The sequence below is a fragment of the Frankiales bacterium genome, assembly GCA_016125335.1.
Lineage (GTDB): Bacteria > Actinomycetota > Actinomycetes > S36-B12 > CAIYMF01 > Longivirga.
This window is the reverse complement of record WGLY01000009.1, coordinates 1-16,791: the sequence shown is the minus strand read 5'-3', so window position 1 is coordinate 16,791 and position 16,791 is coordinate 1. Positions and strand designations below refer to the sequence as shown.

The window sequence follows — 16,791 nt, the reverse complement described above, 5'->3', positions numbered from 1 at the left end:
GGCCGGCGCGGCCTGGGCGTCAGGGATGGCGCCCAGTACGGCGACCCGGTCCCGCCCGCGGGGCCGCGTCGTGCAGAGTCCAGGTCCCGACGAGCGAGAGAACAGGTGCGGCGTCATGCGCACGTACACCCCCAGGCCCGGCGACGTCGAGCGCCAGTGGCACGTCATCGATGCGACCGACGTCGTGCTCGGCCGCCTCGCCACGCAGGCGGCGACGCTGCTGCGCGGCAAGCACAAGCCCACGTTCGCCCCGCACGTCGACACGGGCGACTTCGTGATCATCGTGAACGCGGACAAGGTCGCCCTGACCGGCTCCAAGAAGCAGCAGAAGCTCGACTACCGCCACTCCGGCTATCCGGGCGGCCTGCGCGCCACGAGCTACACCGAGCTGCTTGAGACCAACCCCCGCCGCGCGGTGGAGAAGGCCGTGAAGGGCATGCTCCCGCACAACAAGCTGGGCCGTCAGGTCATCAAGAAGCTCAAGGTCTACGCCGGCCCGGAGCACCCCCACGGCGCGCAGCAGCCGCAGCCGTTCGAGATCTCCCAGGTCGCGCAGTAAGCGCCACGAGAATCCCCCAGAGCGAAAGGAACCGTGGCGTGAGCGAGACCGTCGCCGAGACCACTGACACGACCGAGGACCTCGAGACCCCCGAGTCCTACACCTCCGAGACGCCGTCCCCGCGCGTCGCCGTCGCGCACCGCGAGGCGGCTGTGGGCCCGGCCAACGCGACCGGCCGACGCAAGGAGGCCATCGCCCGCGTGCGCCTCGTGCCGGGCTCGGGCCGCTGGACCGTCAACGGCCGCAGCCTCGAGGACTACTTCCCGAACAAGGTGCACCAGCAGCTGGTCAACGAGCCGTTCGTCACGCTGGGCATCGACGCGACCTACGACGTCATCGCCCGCATCAGCGGCGGCGGCGCGTCCGGCCAGGCCGGCGCGCTGCGCCTGGGCATCGCCCGGGCGCTCAACGAGATCGACGTCGAGGCGTTCCGTCCGGCCCTGAAGAAGGCCGGCTTCCTCACCCGCGACGCGCGGATCAAGGAGCGCAAGAAGTACGGCCTCAAGAAGGCCCGCAAGGCGCCCCAGTACAGCAAGCGCTAGCCGAGCCGCAGGCTCGGACAGCAGGCGCGCGCCGCTGGTCGACCGTTCACCGATGCCCCGGGGCTACGCTCCGGGGCATCGGTGCGTCACCGATCGTCCACGCCCCGTCGACGGGGCCCGAGCCGTGAACGGGGAGCGTCCGTGGGGCGTCTGTTCGGGACCGACGGAGTCCGTGGCCTGGCCAACGCCGACCTCACCGCCGAGCTCGCGCTCGACCTCGCCGTGGGCGCCGCCCACGTGCTGGGCGACGCGGGGGTCTTCGCGGCCCACGAGGGCCGCCCGGTCGCGGTGGTGGGGCGCGACACCCGGGCCAGCGGCGAGTTCCTCGAGGCGGCCGTGGTCGCGGGCCTGCTCAGCGCGGGCGTCGACGTCTGGCGCGTGGGCGTGCTGCCCACGCCTGCCGTGGCGCACCTGACCGCCGCGCTCGACGCGGACCTCGGCGTGATGCTCTCGGCGTCGCACAACCCCATGCCCGACAACGGCATCAAGTTCCTCGCCCGGGGCGGGCACAAGCTGCGCGACGAGCTCGAGGACGCGATCGAGGCGCACCTGCGCGAGGAGTGGACCCGGCCCACCGGGGCGGGCGTCGGACGGGTGAGCCTGCACGAGGAGGGTGCCGAGATCTACCTCGAGCACCTGCTCGCGACGCTGCCGCACCGGCTCGACGGGCTCACGGTGGTGGTGGACGGCGCCAACGGCGCCGCCTCGCACGTCGGGCCGCTGGCGCTGCGCCGGGCGGGTGCCACCGTCGTGGAGATCCACACCGAGCCCGACGGGCTCAACATCAACCAGGACTGCGGCTCGACCCACCTCGCGGACCTCCAGGCGGCCGTGGTGGCGCACCGCGCCGACGCCGGCGTCGCCTTCGACGGGGACGCCGACCGCTGCCTGGCCGTGGACGCCACCGGCGACGTCGTGGACGGCGACCACGTGCTGGCGGTCCTCGGCATCGCGATGCGCGAGCGCGGCACGCTCGCGCACGACACGGTGGTGTCGACCGTGATGGCCAACCTCGGCTTCCGGCTCGCGGCGCAGGAGTCCGGCCTCACCGTGGTCGAGACCGCGGTGGGCGACCGCTACGTGCTCGAGGCCATGCGGGCGGGCGGGTTCGTGCTGGGCGGCGAGCAGAGCGGCCACGTGATCCTGGCCGACCACGCGACGACCGGCGACGGCGTGCTGACCTCCCTGCACCTGCTGGCCCGGGTCGCCGAGACCGGCGTCCCGCTGCGCGACCTGGCCGGCGTGGTGCGCAAGCTGCCCCAGGTGCTGGTCAACGTCACCGGCGTCGACCGCACGCGGGTCGCCAGCGAGCCGGCCCTGCTCGACGCCGTGGCCGCGGCCGAGGCCGAGCTCGGCCGCACCGGGCGGGTGCTGCTGCGCCCCTCAGGCACCGAGCCCGTGGTGCGCGTGATGGTGGAGGCCGCCACGGCCGACCAGGCCGCGTCCGTGGCCCACGCGCTGGCCGACGTCGTGCGCTCCTCGCTCGGCTGAGCGGGGCCTCACCGGACGCTCTGGCCGCACGGGCGGACGGGCCGCGCGGGATACCCTGGGCCGCATGTGCGGAATCGTCGGGTACGTCGGTGAGAAGCAGGCCCTGCAGGTCGTCGTCGACGGCCTGCGCCGGCTCGAGTACCGGGGCTACGACTCCGCCGGCGTGGCCGTCGTGGCCGACGGCGAGCTCGACACGCGGAAGAAGGCCGGCAAGCTGGCCAACCTCGAGTCGCTGCTCGGGTCGGACCCCCTGCCGCAGTCGACCATCGGCATCGGCCACACCCGGTGGGCCACCCACGGCGGCCCCACGGACGCCAACGCCCACCCGCACGTGAGCCAGGACGGCAAGGTCGCCGTCATCCACAACGGCATCATCGAGAACTTCGCCGAGCTGCGCGACGAGCTCGCGGCCCGTGGCGTCACGCTGCGCTCGGAGACCGACACCGAGGTGGTCGCCCACCTGCTCGCGGAGGTGCTCCCCACGGTCGGGATGGACCTCGCCGAGGGCATGCGGCAGGTGTGCCGCCGGCTGTCCGGCGCGTTCACCCTCGTGGCCGTGCACTCCGACGTCCCCGACGTCGTCGTGGGCGCCCGGCGCAACAGCCCCCTGGTGGTGGGCCGCGGCGACGGCGAGAACTTCCTGGCCTCCGACGTCGCGGCCTTCGTGGCGCACACGCGTCAGGCCGTCGAGCTCGGCCAGGACCAGGTCGTCGAGCTCACCCGCGACGGCGTCGTGATCACCGACTTCGACGGCGCCGCCGCCGACGTCACCGAGTACGAGGTGACGTGGGACGCGTCGGCCGCCGAGAAGGGCGGCTACGAGACCTTCATGGCCAAGGAGATCCTCGAGCAGCCCAAGGCCGTGGCGGACACCCTGCTGGGCCGCGTCGACGCCTCGGGCTCGCTCAAGCTCGACGAGATGCGGCTGACCGAGTCGGAGCTGCGCGACGTCGACAAGGTGGTCGTGATCGCCTGCGGCACGGCCTACCACGCGGGGATGGTGGCCAAGTACGCGCTGGAGCACTGGACCCGCGTGCCGTGCGAGGTGGAGCTGGCCAGCGAGTTCCGCTACCGCGACCCCGTCGTCGGCCCGCGCACGCTCGTGGTCGCGATCTCGCAGTCCGGCGAAACCATGGACACGCTCATGGCGCTGCGCTACGCGCGCGAGCAGGGTGCGCGGGTGCTGGCCATCTGCAACACGCAGGGGTCCACCATCCCGCGCGAGAGCGACGCCGTCCTCTACACGCACGCCGGACCCGAGGTCGCCGTCGCCTCCACCAAGGCGTTCCTCACGCAGCTGGTGGCGACCTACCTCGTAGCGCTCTACATCGCCCAGGTGCGCGGCGACAAGTTCGGCGACGAGATCGCCGCGGTGGTCCGCGACCTGGCCGACATGCCGCAGAAGATCGACCTCGTGCTCGACACCAGCGAGGAGATGAAGCAGCTCGCCGACGACCTCAAGGACGTCCGCTCGGTGCTGTTCATCGGCCGGCACGTCGGGTACCCGGTCGCGCTCGAGGGCGCGCTCAAGCTCAAGGAGCTCGCGTACATGCACGCCGAGGGCTTCGCCGCCGGCGAGCTCAAGCACGGCCCGATCGCGCTGCTCGAGGAGGGCGTCCCGGTCATCGTGGTGACGCCCTCGCCCGCCGGGCGCAGCGTGCTGCACGAGAAGATCGTGTCGAACATCCAGGAGGTGCGGGCCCGCGGCGCCCGCACGATCGTCATCGCGGAGGAGGGCGACGAGGCCGTCGTGCCCTACGCCGACCACCTCGTGCGCATCCCGGCCTGCCCCACCCTCCTGCAGCCGCTCGTGGCCACGGTGCCGCTCCAGGTGTTCGCCGCGGCGATGGCGGCGGCGAAGGGCCACGACGTCGACCAGCCCCGCAACCTGGCCAAGTCCGTCACGGTCGAGTGATCCGGCCCGCCGTGCGCGTCCCCGGGGTGGCAGGCTGACGGCGTGATCATCGGCATCGGCGCGGACGTCGTGAGCGTGTCCCGGTTCGCCGAGACGCTGCGCCGCACGCCCTCGATGCTCGACCGGCTGTTCACCGAGCACGAGCGCACCGGCGAGCAGGGCCACCCGCGGCCGCCCTCGTCGCTGGCCGCGCGGTTCGCCGCCAAGGAGGCCGTCGCCAAGGCGCTGGGCGCCCCGTACGGGCTGCGCTGGCACGACTGCGAGGTGGTGGCGGCCGACGACGGCCGCCCCTGGCTCGAGCTCCAGGGCACGGTCCTCGCCGCGGCGCAGGAGCAGGGGATCGACCGCTGGCACCTGTCGCTGAGCCACGACGGCGACCTCGCCGTCGCCTACGTCGTGGCGGAGCGGGCATGAGCCCGACCACGACCGCGCCGCGGCCCGCCACGGTCGCCCTCGACGTCGAGACGGTGCGCCGCGTGGAGGCCGAGGCGATGGCCCGCCTCCCCGAGGGCACGCTCATGGCCCGCGCCGCCACCGCGGTGGCCGTGTCCGCCGGCCAGATGCTGCGCGACCTGCTCGGGCGCGTCACCGGCGCGCGGGTGGTGCTCCTGGTGGGCGCCGGCGACAACGGCGGCGACGCTCTCCACGCCGGTGCCCGGCTGGCCACGCGCGGCGCCCGTGTGGACGCCCTGCTGGTGGCGGACCGGCACCACGAGGCCGGTGCCGACGCGCTGCGCCGCGCGGGCGGCCGGCTGCACGTCGTGGACGGCGACCTCGTCGCCGCGGCCGAGCTTGTGGCGGCGGCCGACCTGGTGGTGGACGGGGTCCTCGGGATCGGCGGGCGCGGTGCGCTGCGCGAGCCGGCCGCCACGCTGGCGGCTGTGGCGCGCGAGACCGACGCGTCCGTGCTCGCCGTCGACCTGCCCAGCGGCGTCGACGCCGACACCGGCGTGGTGGAGGACGCCGACCGCGCGGTGCGCGCGGACCGCACGGTGGTCATGGGCGCGCTCAAGCCCGGGCTGCTGGTGGGGGAGGGCGCGCGACTGTCCGGCGACCTCGAGGTGGTCGACATCGGGCTCGACCTCGGCGGCCTCGACCCCGCGCGCACGCTCGTGCTCGTCGACGACGAGCTGGCCGCCTCGGTCCTCGCCCGTCCCGGTGCCGGCGACGACAAGTACACCCGCGGCGTCGTCGGGCTCTCCACCGGCTCCGAGCGCTACCCCGGCGCGGCCATCCTGTCCACGGCCGGCGCGCGCCACGGCACCGCCGGCTACGTCCGCTACAGCGGGCCGGCCCACGCCGAGGTCGTCCGCGCCTGGCCCGACGTCGTCGCCAAGCCCGGCCGGGTGGGCGTGGCGGGCCGCGCGCAGTGCTGGGTCGTGGGCTGCGGGCGCGGCACGGACGAGGACGCGCGGCTGGCGATCCTCGACGCCGCGGCGCCCCCGACGCCGCTGGTGCTCGACGCCGACGCGCTGACCCTGCTCGCCGAGGACGCCGAGGTGCGCGCCGCGGTGATCTCGCGGCCCGGCGTCACGGTGCTCACGCCGCACGACGGCGAGCTGGCCCGGCTGGCCGGGGGCCGGGTGGGCCCGGACCGCCTCGCCGCCGCCCGCGAGGTGGCGGACGCCTACCGCGCGGTGGTGCTGCTCAAGGGCTCCGCCACGGTCGTGGTGGCGCCGGACGGCCCTTCGTACGTGGCGGTGGCCGCCCCGCCGGAGCTGGCCACGGCCGGCACCGGCGACGTGCTGGCCGGCGTGCTGGGCTCGCTGCTCGCCGGCGTGCAGGCGCGGGGACAGGTGGACCCGGCCTCGGCGGCCCGGGTCGCCGGCGCGGCGGCGCACGTGCACGGTCTGGCCGGTGCCCTGGCCGCCCGCGGCGGTCGCCCGGTCGCCTCGCCCGACGTCGCCGCCGCCCTGCCCGAGGCGGTGGCCCGGCTGCGTGCGGCCCGGCCCGCGGGGGCCTGAGCCGCCCGCCCGGCCCCGCGGGACGCCGTAGGACAGACTGGACAGGTGAGCGGACGCGAGGAGGCGACCGCCGGGCCCGCCGTGGCGGCCCCGGCCCCGCCCTACGCCGGCGCCTGGACCCCGGCGGCCCTGGCCCGCGGGGCCGTGGCCGCCGTCGACCTCGACGCCCTGCGCCACAACGTGGCCACCGTCCGCGCGCGGGCCGGCGTCGACGTGCTCGCCGTGGTGAAGGCCGACGCCTACGGCCACGGGCTGGTGCCCTGCGCGCGGGCCGCGCGGGAGGCCGGCGCCACGTGGCTGGGCGTGGCCCTGCCGGAGGAGGCCCTGGCGCTGCGCGCGGCCGGGGTCGAGGGGCCGGTGCTGGCCTGGCTCGGCGTGCCGGGCTCGCCGTGGGCGGCCTGCCTCGAGCACGACGTCGACGTGTCGGTGCCCGCCCTGTGGGCGCTCGAGGAGGTCGTGGCGGCCGCGGCAGCCACGGGCCGGCGCGCACGGCTGCACCTCGAGGCCGACACCGGGCTCTCGCGCAACGGCGCCACGGCGGCCGACTGGCCGGCCCTCGTGTCGGCGGCGCGCGCCGCCGAGGTCGCGGGCGCGGTGGAGGTGGTGGGGGTCTGGTCGCACCTCGCCTGCGCCGACGAGCCGGACCACCCCTCGGTGGCCCGGCAGGTGGCCGCGTTCGAGCGGGCGCTGGAGCTGGCCGCGGGCGCGGGGCTGCGGCCCCGGGTGCGCCACCTCGCCAACTCGGCCGCGGCGCTGGCCGTGCCTGCTGCCCGCTACGACCTGGTCCGCCTGGGCATCGCGATGTACGGGCTCTCGCCCGGCGAGGGGGTCGGGTCCGGCCCGGCGCTCGGGCTGCGCCCGGTGATGTCGCTGCGGGCCCGGCTCGCCGCGGCCAAGCGCGTCCCGGCCGGGTCCGGGGTGTCCTACGGGCACATCTACACGACCTCGGCAGAGACGACCCTCGCGCTCGTGCCGCTCGGCTACGCCGACGGCGTGCCGCGCGCGGGCAGCAACGCCGGCCCGCTGCGCGTGGCCGGGTCCGACCGCACGGTGGCCGGCCGCGTCTGCATGGACCAGCTGGTGGTCGACGTCGGCGAGGACGACGTGCGCGCCGGCTACGAGGTCGTGCTCTTCGGCGCCGACGGTCCCTCGGCCGACGACTGGGCCCGTGCGTGCGGCACCATCGGGTACGAGATCGTCACGCGCATCGGTCCGCGCGTGCCGCGGGTGCACCTGGGGGTGAGGACGTGAGCGGTGCGGAGCTCGCCCGCGCGCCGTCGAGCCCCGGCCGGGTCGCCGGCCTGGTCGGCGCGCTGGGCGCGGCCGCGGCCGTGGGGGCGGCGATCGGCGTCGCGACGGAACGGGTGGTGGTGCGGCGCGCCCTGCGCCCGGACACCGAGCGCGACGAGCCGTTCGGCGGGCTGCGCGGCCGCGTGGTCCCGGTGATCGCCTCGGACGGCACGTCGCTGCACGTCGAGGTGGAGGACCCGCCGGAGGGATCGCTGGCCGACCGCTCCGGCGACGGGCTCACCGTCGTGTTCTCGCACGGCTACGCGCTCGAGCAGGACTCCTGGCACTACCAGCGCCGCGACCTGCGGGCGCTGGGCCGCCTGGTGTTCTGGGACCAGCGCAGCCATGGGCGCAGCGGTCGGGGGCCGGCCGACAACGCCACCATCGACCAGCTCGGGCACGACCTCGCGGCGGTCATCCGCGCCACCGCCGCGACCGGTCCGCTCGTGCTGGTGGGCCACTCGATGGGCGGCATGACCGTGATGTCCTACGCCGCGCTGCACCCCGAGGAGTTCGGCGAGCGGGTGCGCGGCGTGGCCCTGCTGGCGACGAGCTCGGGCGGGCTGGCCGAGGTGCCGCTGGGGCTGCCGGCCCCGCTGGCCCGGGCGTTCCACAGCGCCGCCCCCGCGGTCGCGGGCCTGCTGGCCCGGCGCAAGGACATCGTCGAGCGCGGCCGCAAGGCGGGCAGCGACATCGCCTACCTGCTGACGAAGGTGTACTCGTTCGGGTCCAACGTGCCGCCGTCGCTCACCGGGTTCGTCCACCGGATGCTCTCGGCGACGCCGATCGACGTCGTCGCCGAGTTCCTGCCCACCCTCGAGACGCACGACAAGACCCGGGCGCTGGACTCGATCGGCCGGGTCGACACCCTGGTGATCGTCGGCGACTCGGACCTGCTCACCCCCAGCGAGCACAGCGACGAGATCGTGCGGCACGTGCCGGGCGCGGAGCTCGTGGTGATCCCCGGCAGCGGCCACATGGTGATGCTGGAGAAGTACCCCGAGGTCAACCAGCACCTGCGCGAGCTGGTGTCCCGGGTGCGCACCGGCCTGGCCCACGAGTCCGAGGAGACCGCATGACGTCGGTGGTCGTGCCCACCCGCGAGGCGATGCACGACCTCGGCGACCGCCTGGCCGGCGTGCTCCAGCCGGGTGACCTCGTCGTGCTCAGCGGCGGGCTCGGCGCGGGCAAGACGACGCTGACCCAGGGCATCGGGCGCGGCCTGCAGGTGCGTGGCGACGTCACCTCGCCCACGTTCGTCATCTCCCGGGTGCACCCCTCGACGGTCGCGGGTCCCTCGCTGGTCCACGTCGACGCCTACCGGCTCGGCTCGCTGGCCGAGGTGGACGACCTCGACCTCGAGGCCACGCTCGACTCCGCGGTCACCGTCGTGGAGTGGGGCGGCGGCGTGGTGGAGGGCCTGTCGGAGGACCGGCTGCTCGTGCACATCGACCGGGCGCCGGGCGACGCGTCGGACGACGTGGTGGGCGACGTTGACGAGCCGCGCGTGGTGACGGTCGCGGCGGTGGGACCGCGCTGGGAGGGCGTGGACCTCGACCCGCTGGTCGACGAGTCGCTCGGCGGCGTCGACCCGGAGCAGGCCGAGCCGGACGACCTCCTCGACCTGGAGCCCTGATGCTCGTCCTGGCCATCGACACGTCCTCGCCGGACGTCGTCGCGGCGGTCTTCGACGGCGCCGAGCTCCGGGTGGGCAGCACCCAGCAGGGGGCGCAGGCCCACGGCGAACTGCTCGCGCCCTCCATCGAGCACGTGCTGCGGGTCGCGGCCTCGGCGCCGGGCGACCTGAGCCACGTCGTGGTGGGCGTGGGACCGGGACCGTTCACCGGCCTGCGCGTCGGCCTCGTGACCGCCGAGGTGATGGCCGACGCGCTCGGCATCCCGGTGCTCGGCGTCTGCTCCCTCGACGTCGTGGCCGCGGGTGCCGTCGGGTCGGGCTGCGTCGACGGGCCGTTCGCCGTGGTCACCGACGCGCGCCGCCGCGAGGTGTACGTGGCGCGCTACGACCGCGACGGCCGGCGCACCGGTCCACCGTCGGTGGCGCGCGCCGCGGACCTGCCGGACGCCGTGCGCCGCGGGCCGGTCGTGGGCCCGGGCGCCGCCCTCTACCCCGAGTCGTTCTCCGACGTCCGCTCCACCGACGGCGTGGAGGCCGCGTGGCTCGGCGGTGTCGCGGTCGACGTCGTCCGCGACACGGGTGCGGTCGTGGCGCTCGACACCACGCCGCTCTACCTGCGCCGGCCGGACGCGGTCGAGGGCGCCGGGCGCAAGCGGGTGACCCCCTCGTGACCGCGACGCGCCGCATGCGGTGGTGGGACGTGCCCGAGGTCGCCGCGCTGGAGGCCGACCTGTTCCCGCACGACCCGTGGTCGGCCGAGCAGCTGTGGGGCGAGCTGGCCCACGTGCCGGAGACCCGCTGGTACGCCGTCCACGACGGGCCCGCGGGGATCGACGGCTACGTCGGCCTGCTCGCGGTGCCCCCGGAGGCCGACGTGCAGACCGTCGCCGTCGCCCGCGGCGCCCAGGGCTCGGGCCTGGGCCGCGCGCTGCTCGACGAGCTGCTGCACGAGGCGCGGGCGCGCGGGTGCACGCAGGTGTTCCTCGAGGTAGACGTCGACAACGCGGCCGCGATCGCGCTCTACGAGCGGGCCGGCTTCACCCGCGAGGGACGCCGCACCGACTACTACGGCCCGGGCCGGCACGCCCTGGTGATGCGCCGGCGCCTGGCCGAGGGGGGCCCGGCGTGAGCGACGGACCCCTGGTGCTCGGCATCGAGACCTCGTGCGACGAGACGGGCGTCGGCCTCGTGCGCGGCACGACGCTGCTCGCCGACGCCGTCGCCAGCTCCGTGGACGAGCACGCCCGCTTCGGCGGCGTGGTCCCCGAGGTCGCCAGCCGGGCGCACCTCGAGGCGATGGTGCCCACCATCCACCGCGCCTGCCGCACGGCGGGCGTGGCGCTGCGCGACGTCGACGCCGTCGCGGTGACGGCCGGCCCGGGGCTCGCGGGCGCGCTGCTCGTCGGCGTCGCTGCGGCCAAGGGGCTCGCGATCTCGCTCGGAGTCCCGCTCCACGGCGTGAACCACCTCGCGGCGCACGTCGCCGTCGACCAGCTGGAGAACGGCCCGCTGCCGGAGCCGACCCTGGCCCTGCTGGTGTCCGGCGGCCACTCCTCGCTGCTGCTCGTGCCGGACGTCACCGCCGACGTGCGCCCGCTCGGCGCCACGATCGACGACGCGGCGGGCGAGGCGTTCGACAAGGTCGCGCGCGTGCTCGGGCTGCCGTTCCCCGGCGGTCCCCACATCGACCGGGCCGCGGCCGAGGGCGTGGTGGAGCTGGACTTCCCGCGCGGGCTCACCTCGGGGCGGGACATGCAGCGGCACCGGTTCGACTTCTCCTTCAGCGGGCTGAAGACCGCGGTGGCCCGGTGGGTCGAGGCGCGCGAGGCGTCCGGCGAGCCGGTGCCGGTGGCCGACGTCGCCGCCTCGTTCCAGGAGGCGGTCGTCGACGTGCTCACCCGCAAGACGCTGCTCGCGTGCACCGAGCTCGGGGTCGACCACCTGGTGATCGGCGGCGGCGTCGCCGCGAACTCCCGCCTGCGCGCGCTGGCCCAGGAGCGGTGCGACGCGGCGGGCGTGGTGCTGCGCGTGCCCCGGCCGGGCCTGTGCACGGACAACGGCGCGATGGTCGCCGCGCTGGGGGCGGAGATGGTGCGACGGGGCCGGGCGCCGAGCGGCCTGGACCTCCCGGCAGACTCGTCGCTGCCCGTCACCGAGGTCGCCGTCCGCGGAGGAGAGCGATGATCGTCCGCATGTGGGAGGCCACGATCGCCCCGGGCCGCTACGACGAGGCGGTCGAGTGGGTGCGCCGCGACCTGGTGAAGCGGGCGCTGTTCACCGCCGGCTGCATGGCGGCCGAGATCCTGGTGCACGAGGGCAGCCCCGCCTCGGTGGTGCTGCTGACCCGCTGGGACGTCGCCCCCGTGTTCGCGGAGGGCCCGCCCGACGGGATGTTCGTGCGCGCCCGGGCCCAGCACCTGCAGACGCTGCGTCCCGACATCGCCTGACCCGGCGCCGGGAGCTCAGGCGGCGCGCTCGCGCACCACCCGGGCCACGTCGAGGCGGCGCACCGCGCGCACCGCGGGCCACAGCGAGGCCGCGGCGGCCAGCAGCACGCCGAGCGCGGCGAGCGCCATGGCCCACCACCCGAGGTCGAGGCGCAGCACGAACAGGTCGCTGCTGAACAGCGCCAGGAACCGGTCCGCCGCGACGTACCCGAGCACCAGGCCCACCGGGATGCCGAGCAGCGTGGCCACCAGGTTCTCGGTGGCGAGGGTCTCGCCCACGCGGCGCATCGGCACCCCGGCCGCGCGCAGGGTGGCCAGCTCGTTGGTGCGCTCGACGACGTTGACCGCCATGGTCACGTAGACGATCGCGAGGGCCAGCACGCCGCCGAGGGCGACCATGACCCCGATGAACACCCAGAACAGCCCGAGGTACGCGTCGAGCGAGCTGACGAAGGCCTGCTCGTCGGAGTAGGCGACGACGCCGTCGAGCCGGCTGATGGTGGTGCGCATCGTGTCGCGGTCGGTGCCCGGAGCGAACCCCACGAGGTAGGTCGAGGCCGCCGTCGGGCCCAGCGCCGCGGAGGCGACGTCGTCGGTCGCGTAGAGGTTGGTGCCCAGCGGCTCGTCGACGAAGCCCACCACGGTCTCCCGGGCGGTGGTGCCGGCCGCGGCGGTGACGGTGACCGTGTCGCCCGCGGCGATGCCGAGCTTCTCGGCCATCGGCGCACCGGCCAGCACGCCGTTCGCGGGCAGCGACGTCCACGAGCCGTCGGTGGACAGGAAGCCGTGCATGACGGTGGCCGGCACGAACCCCTGGAGCGCGGTCGAGTACGTCGCGCTCCCCGAGGACACCGTCACCGGGCCGATCACGGACGGCTCCACCGTCTGCACCCCGGAGGTGCCGCGCAGTGCGGTGCCTACCTGCGCGGACTGCGCGGGGTCGACGGTGACGGTGGCGTCCTGGCGCTCGATGTCGTCGTACTGCAGGCGCAGGGCCGACAGCATGCTCGTCATCATGCCGACCGAGGCGAGCACGAGGATCAGGGCCAGCACCGACCCGAGCGCCGTGGCCGCCGTGCGGCGCCGGCTGCGGGTGACGTCGCGCAGCGCCATGCGCGTGGCGGTGGGCAGCGCGCGCATCGAGGACACCGCGCGGCCCCACCAGCCGGGCTCGCGGACCGCGGACTCGTTGCGCATCGCCGCCGCAGGGGCGGTGCGGGCGGCGGTGAGGGCCGGGGCGAACGCGCCGAGGACGCCGACGCCGAGCCCCGCCGCGAGTCCGACCACCGCCAGCCACGGATGCTGGGTGACCACCGTGTCCGGGATGCCGAGGGACGTGGTGTAGGCCTGGGTGACCACGCCGGTGGCCAGCACGCCGAGGACCACGCCCGCCACGGCGCCGACCAGCCCCACGAGCAGGCCCTGGAGCAGGTAGTGGCGCACGACCCGGCCGCGCCGGGCGCCGGACGCCATGAGCGTGCCGATCACGGGCCGCTCGGAGCGGACCCGGCGCGCGAGCAGCACGTAGGCCGCCACCGCGGCGGCGGTGAGGAACAGGGCCGGGAAGGCCAGCGACATCTGCTGGAAGCCGTCGAGGTCGAGCTGCAGCGTCGCGGGCGAGGGCTGCTCGGCCTGGGTGGTGACGTCGGTGGCCCCGGCCGCGGTCATCGCCGCGGACACCGCCCCGGCGGCGGGGTCGCCGGTGCCCCCGGGCAGCAGCACGGACACCTGGTTGGGGCCGGTGCCCGACCACGCCTCCAGCGAGCTCTCGGGCGCGAAGACCACCGCGAAGGAGTGCGGGTCGGAGAGCACGTCCTGACGGCTGCGCGCGGGCCAGACGTACTCCGCGGAGACCGCGACCCCGCGGACCGTCACCGTCTGCCAGCGGCCGGCGCCGTACACCTGGAGGGTGTCGCCCGGGACGAGCCCGAACGTCTCGGCGGCGTGGGTCTCGACCAGGACGCCGGTCGGGTCGTCGGGGCTCAGGTACCGGCCCTGCGTGACCTCGACGGCGTTGACCGCGGGCTGGGCGTCGGCCGGCATGCCGACCACCCGGCCCACGAGCTTGGTGCCGTCGATGAGCATCGGCGGGTCGACTTGGGTGCGCACGGCGGTCGCGCTGGCACCAGCCGCGGTGGCCGCCTTCGCGACGGCGGCGGGGTCGCCGCCGGTGGCGAACAGGTCGCCGAAGTGAAGCCGGTCGTAGGTGCGCTGGTAGGAGCCGCTGAGGTTGTCGAACGCGCCGGCGCTGGCGATGAACAGGCCGACGCCGAGCATGATGGTGATCGCGACGGCGACGACCTGCGCGCGCTGGCGGCGCAGGTCGCGCAGGGCCTTGCGGGTGCTCACACGCATGGCCGGCTCACCACGCCACGTCGGCCGCGTCGGCCGGTGCGTCGTTGCGCTGCACGGACTCCACCCGCCCGTCGACGACGGTCACCACCCGGTGGGCGATCCGCGCCACCGAGGCGTTGTGGGTGACCATCACGACCGTGCGGCCCTCGCGGTTGCTCTCCTGGAGCAGGCTGAGGATCTGGCGCCCGGTGGTGGTGTCGAGGGCGCCGGTGGGCTCGTCGGCGAGCAGCAGGTCCGGCTCGGTGGCCAGCGCCCGCGCGATCGCCACGCGCTGCTGCTGACCGCCGGAGAGCTGCGCCGGGAAGTGGTCCATCCGGTCGCCGAGGCCCACCCGCTCGAGCAGCTCGGGCACCCGCTCGATGCGGCCGCTGTCGGTGAGCTCCACGATCAGCTCGACGTTCTCGCGCGCGGTGAGAGTGGGGATCAGGTTGAAGAACTGGAACACGAACCCCACGTGCCGACGGCGGAACTCGGAGAGGTCGGCCGGGTCGCGGCCGGACAAGGTCTCGCCGGCGACCACCACCTCGCCGGAGGTGGCCGACTCGATGCCGCCCACGATGTTGACCATCGTCGTCTTGCCCGAGCCGGACGGGCCGAGGACGACGACGAGCTCGCCGGGCTCGATCTCGAGGTCGATCCCGCGCAGCGCGGACACCTGCGCGTCGCCGGTGCCGTAGGTCTTCGTGACGTCGCGCAGCGACAGCCCTCCGGTGGTCACGGTCGCGGTCGCCTGCGGCGTGGTCATGGAGCCTCCGGGATGAAGACGCCGTGCGTGTAGGCGGCGACGGCGTCGGCGGCCCAGCGGCCCATGCCGCCGGGGGTGAGCGGGTCGACGCCGAGGACGTCGGCCACCTGGTCGCGCAGGAGCACGAGCGCGAGGTCGTTGACGAGCAGGAACGCGGCGCGCACCGCGGGGTCGTCGGTGGGCCGCATGACCCCGGCCGCGGCGAGCTGCTCGGTCACCGCGAGGGTGAGCGCGAACCACCGCCGGAACAGCTCGAGCCCCGCCGGCTCCCCGCCCAGCAGGAGCCGGCGCAGGTAGGCGGGCAGGGCGGAGCCCGGGGGCAGGTAGCCGAGCATCAGCTCGGAGAAGCTGGCGGTGGCGCGGCCCTCGGTGAGCATGCCGGGGTCCTCGGCCATCCGGGCGAGCATGTCGTCGAAGAGCCCCGCGACGTGGGCGTCGACCGCGGCCCGCAGGCCCTCCTTGGACCCGAAGTGGTGCAGCACCAGGGCGGGGGACACACCGGCCGCGGCGGCGATGGCGCGCACCGTCACCGCGTCGACGCCGTGGGCCGCGAACAGCTCGAGCGCGCGGTCGCGGATGAGGGCCCGCGCCGTGAGGTCGGACGGCTCGTCGGCTGAACGCATGTTCAGCACACTAAACGATTGTTCAGTCCGAGGGAAGCCCCTCTCCGTTCGCGGTCGGCCGGTGGGCCGCGGGGGCCCGCCGGGCGGCCGCGGCGCCCGGGGTAGCCTCCGCGCGTGACCGGCCTCGTGGAGCTGCTCGACTCCGGCCCGGGCGTGCTCGACGGCGGCCTGGCCTCCGAGCTGGTGGCGCGCGGGCACGACCTGTCCGGGGCGCTGTGGTCGGCGCGGCTGCTGCGCGACGACCCGGGCGCGATCCGCGAGGTCCACCGCACCTACTTCGACGCCGGCGCCTCGGTGGGGATCTCGGCGTCCTACCAGGCCTCGCGCTCGGGCTTCGCCCGCGACGGGCTCGAGGCCGCGGAGGCCGACCGGCTCCTGGCGCTCTCGGTGCGGCTCGTGCGCGAGGCCCGCGATGAGGCCCGGGCCGGGCAGCCGATGCTGGTGGCGGCCTCGGTGGGCCCCTACGGCGCGACCCGCCACGACGGCAGCGAGTACCGCGGGCGGTACGGCGTCGCGCACGAGCAGCTGGTCGCCTTCCACGCCGAGCGGCTCGAGGTGCTCCTCGACGCCGGCCCGGACCTGCTGGCGGTCGAGACCGTGCCCGACGTCGACGAGGTCCGCGCCGTGGTCGAGGCGCTCGACGTCGTGGGCAGCACGCTGCCCGCGTGGTTGAGCCTGTCGTGCGCGGACGACGCGACCACCTGCGCGGGCCAGCCCGTGGAGGACGCGGTGGCCCTGGTGGCGGCCAGCGACCGCCTGCACGCGGTGGGGGTCAACTGCACCGCGCCGGAGCACGTCGAGGGCCTGGTGCGGCGGATCCGCGCGGCGGCGCCCGCGCTGCCGGTGGTCGTGTACCCGAACGCCGGGCGGGTGTGGGACGCCGAGGCGTCCGAGTGGCTGGGCGACGGCTCGGACCTGCTGCCCCGCAGCGCGGTGCGCGACTGGTACGCCGCCGGGGCCACGCTCGTCGGCGGCTGCTGCGGGCTCGGCCCGGCCGCGGTGGCCGACGTCGCCGCCGTCGCGGAGCAGGCGGCGCGCGCGACCGGCTGAGCCCCGCCCTCGGGGCGCGGACCCGGCGGTGTCCTAGCTGAGGCGTTCGAGGACCATGGCCATGCCCTGGCCGCCGCCGACGCACATGGTCTCGAGGCCGATCTGCTTGTCGTGGTGGGTCAGGGAGTGGATCAGGGTGGTGGTGATGCGGGCGCCGGTCATGCCGAAGGGGTG

At 75.7% G+C, this 16,791-nt stretch carries 18 protein-coding genes; 14 read left to right on the top strand and 4 right to left on the bottom strand.

The genetic code is table 11. The features are described 5' to 3' along the window. Positions 1 to 115: 115 nt before the first annotated feature. The 13 genes from rplM (at position 116) to GC157_05555 (ending at position 11,844) form a co-directional block, all read left to right on the top strand. On the top strand, positions 116 to 559 hold the full coding sequence (gene rplM / locus GC157_05615; GenBank protein MBI1376946.1) for a 50S ribosomal protein L13: 444 nt from the start codon (positions 116 to 118) through the stop codon (positions 557 to 559). 38 nt (positions 560 to 597) lie between these two features. Further along, the gene (gene rpsI, locus GC157_05610; protein MBI1376945.1) at positions 598 to 1,101 is read left to right on the top strand and encodes a 30S ribosomal protein S9; all 504 of its coding nucleotides are present in this window, start codon (positions 598 to 600) and stop codon (positions 1,099 to 1,101) included. A gap of 141 nt (positions 1,102 to 1,242) precedes the next feature. Continuing rightward, on the top strand, positions 1,243 to 2,592 hold the full coding sequence (locus GC157_05605) for a phosphoglucosamine mutase (protein MBI1376944.1): 1,350 nt from the start codon (positions 1,243 to 1,245) through the stop codon (positions 2,590 to 2,592). 64 nt (positions 2,593 to 2,656) lie between these two features. After that, on the top strand, positions 2,657 to 4,507 hold the full coding sequence (glmS, locus tag GC157_05600; GenBank protein MBI1376943.1) for a glutamine--fructose-6-phosphate transaminase (isomerizing): 1,851 nt from the start codon (positions 2,657 to 2,659) through the stop codon (positions 4,505 to 4,507). Between the two features lie 42 nt (positions 4,508 to 4,549). Then, positions 4,550 to 4,921: a holo-ACP synthase gene (locus GC157_05595; GenBank protein MBI1376942.1), complete on the top strand. Its 372-nt coding sequence runs from the start codon at positions 4,550 to 4,552 to the stop codon at positions 4,919 to 4,921. Beyond that, complete coding sequence (locus tag GC157_05590; protein ID MBI1376941.1) at positions 4,918 to 6,471, top strand: NAD(P)H-hydrate epimerase; 1,554 nt, start codon at positions 4,918 to 4,920, stop codon at positions 6,469 to 6,471. The genes GC157_05595 and GC157_05590 overlap by 4 nt, the downstream gene beginning before the upstream one ends. A 129-nt stretch (positions 6,472 to 6,600) precedes the next feature. Continuing rightward, complete coding sequence (gene alr, locus GC157_05585; protein ID MBI1376940.1) at positions 6,601 to 7,722, top strand: alanine racemase; 1,122 nt, start codon at positions 6,601 to 6,603, stop codon at positions 7,720 to 7,722. After that, positions 7,719 to 8,840: an alpha/beta fold hydrolase gene (locus tag GC157_05580; protein MBI1376939.1), complete on the top strand. Its 1,122-nt coding sequence runs from the start codon at positions 7,719 to 7,721 to the stop codon at positions 8,838 to 8,840. The genes alr and GC157_05580 overlap by 4 nt, the downstream gene beginning before the upstream one ends. Next, complete coding sequence (tsaE, locus tag GC157_05575) at positions 8,837 to 9,397, top strand: tRNA (adenosine(37)-N6)-threonylcarbamoyltransferase complex ATPase subunit type 1 TsaE (protein ID MBI1376938.1); 561 nt, start codon at positions 8,837 to 8,839, stop codon at positions 9,395 to 9,397. Before GC157_05580 ends, tsaE begins: the two co-directional genes overlap by 4 nt. Then, entirely contained in the window at positions 9,397 to 10,068 is a 672-nt protein-coding gene (gene tsaB / locus GC157_05570) for a tRNA (adenosine(37)-N6)-threonylcarbamoyltransferase complex dimerization subunit type 1 TsaB (GenBank protein MBI1376937.1), read from the top strand. Before tsaE ends, tsaB begins: the two co-directional genes overlap by 1 nt. Before the next feature lie 14 nt (positions 10,069 to 10,082). Next, positions 10,083 to 10,526 (top strand): ribosomal-protein-alanine N-acetyltransferase, encoded by a 444-nt coding sequence (rimI, locus tag GC157_05565; protein MBI1376936.1) that lies wholly within the window; start codon positions 10,083 to 10,085, stop codon positions 10,524 to 10,526. After that, a complete protein-coding gene (gene tsaD, locus GC157_05560) occupies positions 10,523 to 11,581 on the top strand; it encodes a tRNA (adenosine(37)-N6)-threonylcarbamoyltransferase complex transferase subunit TsaD (GenBank protein ID MBI1376935.1) in 1,059 nt (352 codons plus the stop codon). The genes rimI and tsaD overlap by 4 nt, the downstream gene beginning before the upstream one ends. Then, positions 11,578 to 11,844 carry a hypothetical protein gene (locus GC157_05555; protein ID MBI1376934.1) on the top strand — a complete coding sequence of 89 codons (267 nt, stop codon included), beginning with the start codon at positions 11,578 to 11,580 and terminating at the stop codon, positions 11,842 to 11,844. Before tsaD ends, GC157_05555 begins: the two co-directional genes overlap by 4 nt. Positions 11,845 to 11,859: 15 nt before the next feature. On the opposite strand, the gene GC157_05550 is transcribed toward GC157_05555, so the two are convergent. The 3 genes from GC157_05550 to GC157_05540 are packed head-to-tail and all read right to left on the bottom strand — an operon-like array spanning position 11,860 to position 15,567. Beyond that, positions 11,860 to 14,199: an FtsX-like permease family protein gene (locus GC157_05550; GenBank protein MBI1376933.1), complete on the bottom strand. Its 2,340-nt coding sequence runs from the start codon at positions 14,197 to 14,199 to the stop codon at positions 11,860 to 11,862. A 7-nt stretch (positions 14,200 to 14,206) separates the two neighbouring features. Beyond that, positions 14,207 to 14,944 (bottom strand): ATP-binding cassette domain-containing protein, encoded by a 738-nt coding sequence (locus tag GC157_05545; protein MBI1376932.1) that lies wholly within the window; start codon positions 14,942 to 14,944, stop codon positions 14,207 to 14,209. Next, positions 14,941 to 15,567, bottom strand: coding sequence for a TetR family transcriptional regulator (locus GC157_05540; protein MBI1376931.1), 627 nt, complete (start codon positions 15,565 to 15,567; stop codon positions 14,941 to 14,943). Before GC157_05540 ends, GC157_05545 begins: the two co-directional genes overlap by 4 nt. A 114-nt stretch (positions 15,568 to 15,681) precedes the next feature. Between GC157_05540 and mmuM the strand changes: the two genes are divergently transcribed. Next, on the top strand, positions 15,682 to 16,617 hold the full coding sequence (gene mmuM / locus GC157_05535; GenBank protein ID MBI1376930.1) for a homocysteine S-methyltransferase: 936 nt from the start codon (positions 15,682 to 15,684) through the stop codon (positions 16,615 to 16,617). A 33-nt stretch (positions 16,618 to 16,650) separates the two neighbouring features. Here mmuM and GC157_05530 read toward each other — a convergent pair. Beyond that, positions 16,651 to 16,791 (bottom strand): acetyl-CoA C-acyltransferase (locus tag GC157_05530; GenBank protein MBI1376929.1); only part of this gene is annotated, 141 nt, incomplete at its 5' end.

What these genes read in the sequence shown, in the direction of transcription:
- rplM (MBI1376946.1), top strand. Translation starts at nt 116, where the DNA reads ATGCGCACGTACACCCCCAGGCCCGGCGACGTCGAGCGCCAGTGGCAC.
- glmS (MBI1376943.1), top strand. Translation starts at nt 2,657, where the DNA reads ATGTGCGGAATCGTCGGGTACGTCGGTGAGAAGCAGGCCCTGCAGGTC.
- GC157_05590 (MBI1376941.1), top strand. Translation starts at nt 4,918, where the DNA reads ATGAGCCCGACCACGACCGCGCCGCGGCCCGCCACGGTCGCCCTCGAC.
- tsaE (MBI1376938.1), top strand. Translation starts at nt 8,837, where the DNA reads ATGACGTCGGTGGTCGTGCCCACCCGCGAGGCGATGCACGACCTCGGC.
- tsaB (MBI1376937.1), top strand. Translation starts at nt 9,397, where the DNA reads ATGCTCGTCCTGGCCATCGACACGTCCTCGCCGGACGTCGTCGCGGCG.
- rimI (MBI1376936.1), top strand. Translation starts at nt 10,083, where the DNA reads ATGCGGTGGTGGGACGTGCCCGAGGTCGCCGCGCTGGAGGCCGACCTG.
- GC157_05555 (MBI1376934.1), top strand. Translation starts at nt 11,578, where the DNA reads ATGATCGTCCGCATGTGGGAGGCCACGATCGCCCCGGGCCGCTACGAC.
- GC157_05550 (MBI1376933.1), bottom strand. Translation starts at nt 14,199, where the DNA reads ATGCGTGTGAGCACCCGCAAGGCCCTGCGCGACCTGCGCCGCCAGCGC.
- GC157_05545 (MBI1376932.1), bottom strand. Translation starts at nt 14,944, where the DNA reads ATGACCACGCCGCAGGCGACCGCGACCGTGACCACCGGAGGGCTGTCG.
- GC157_05540 (MBI1376931.1), bottom strand. Translation starts at nt 15,567, where the DNA reads ATGCGTTCAGCCGACGAGCCGTCCGACCTCACGGCGCGGGCCCTCATC.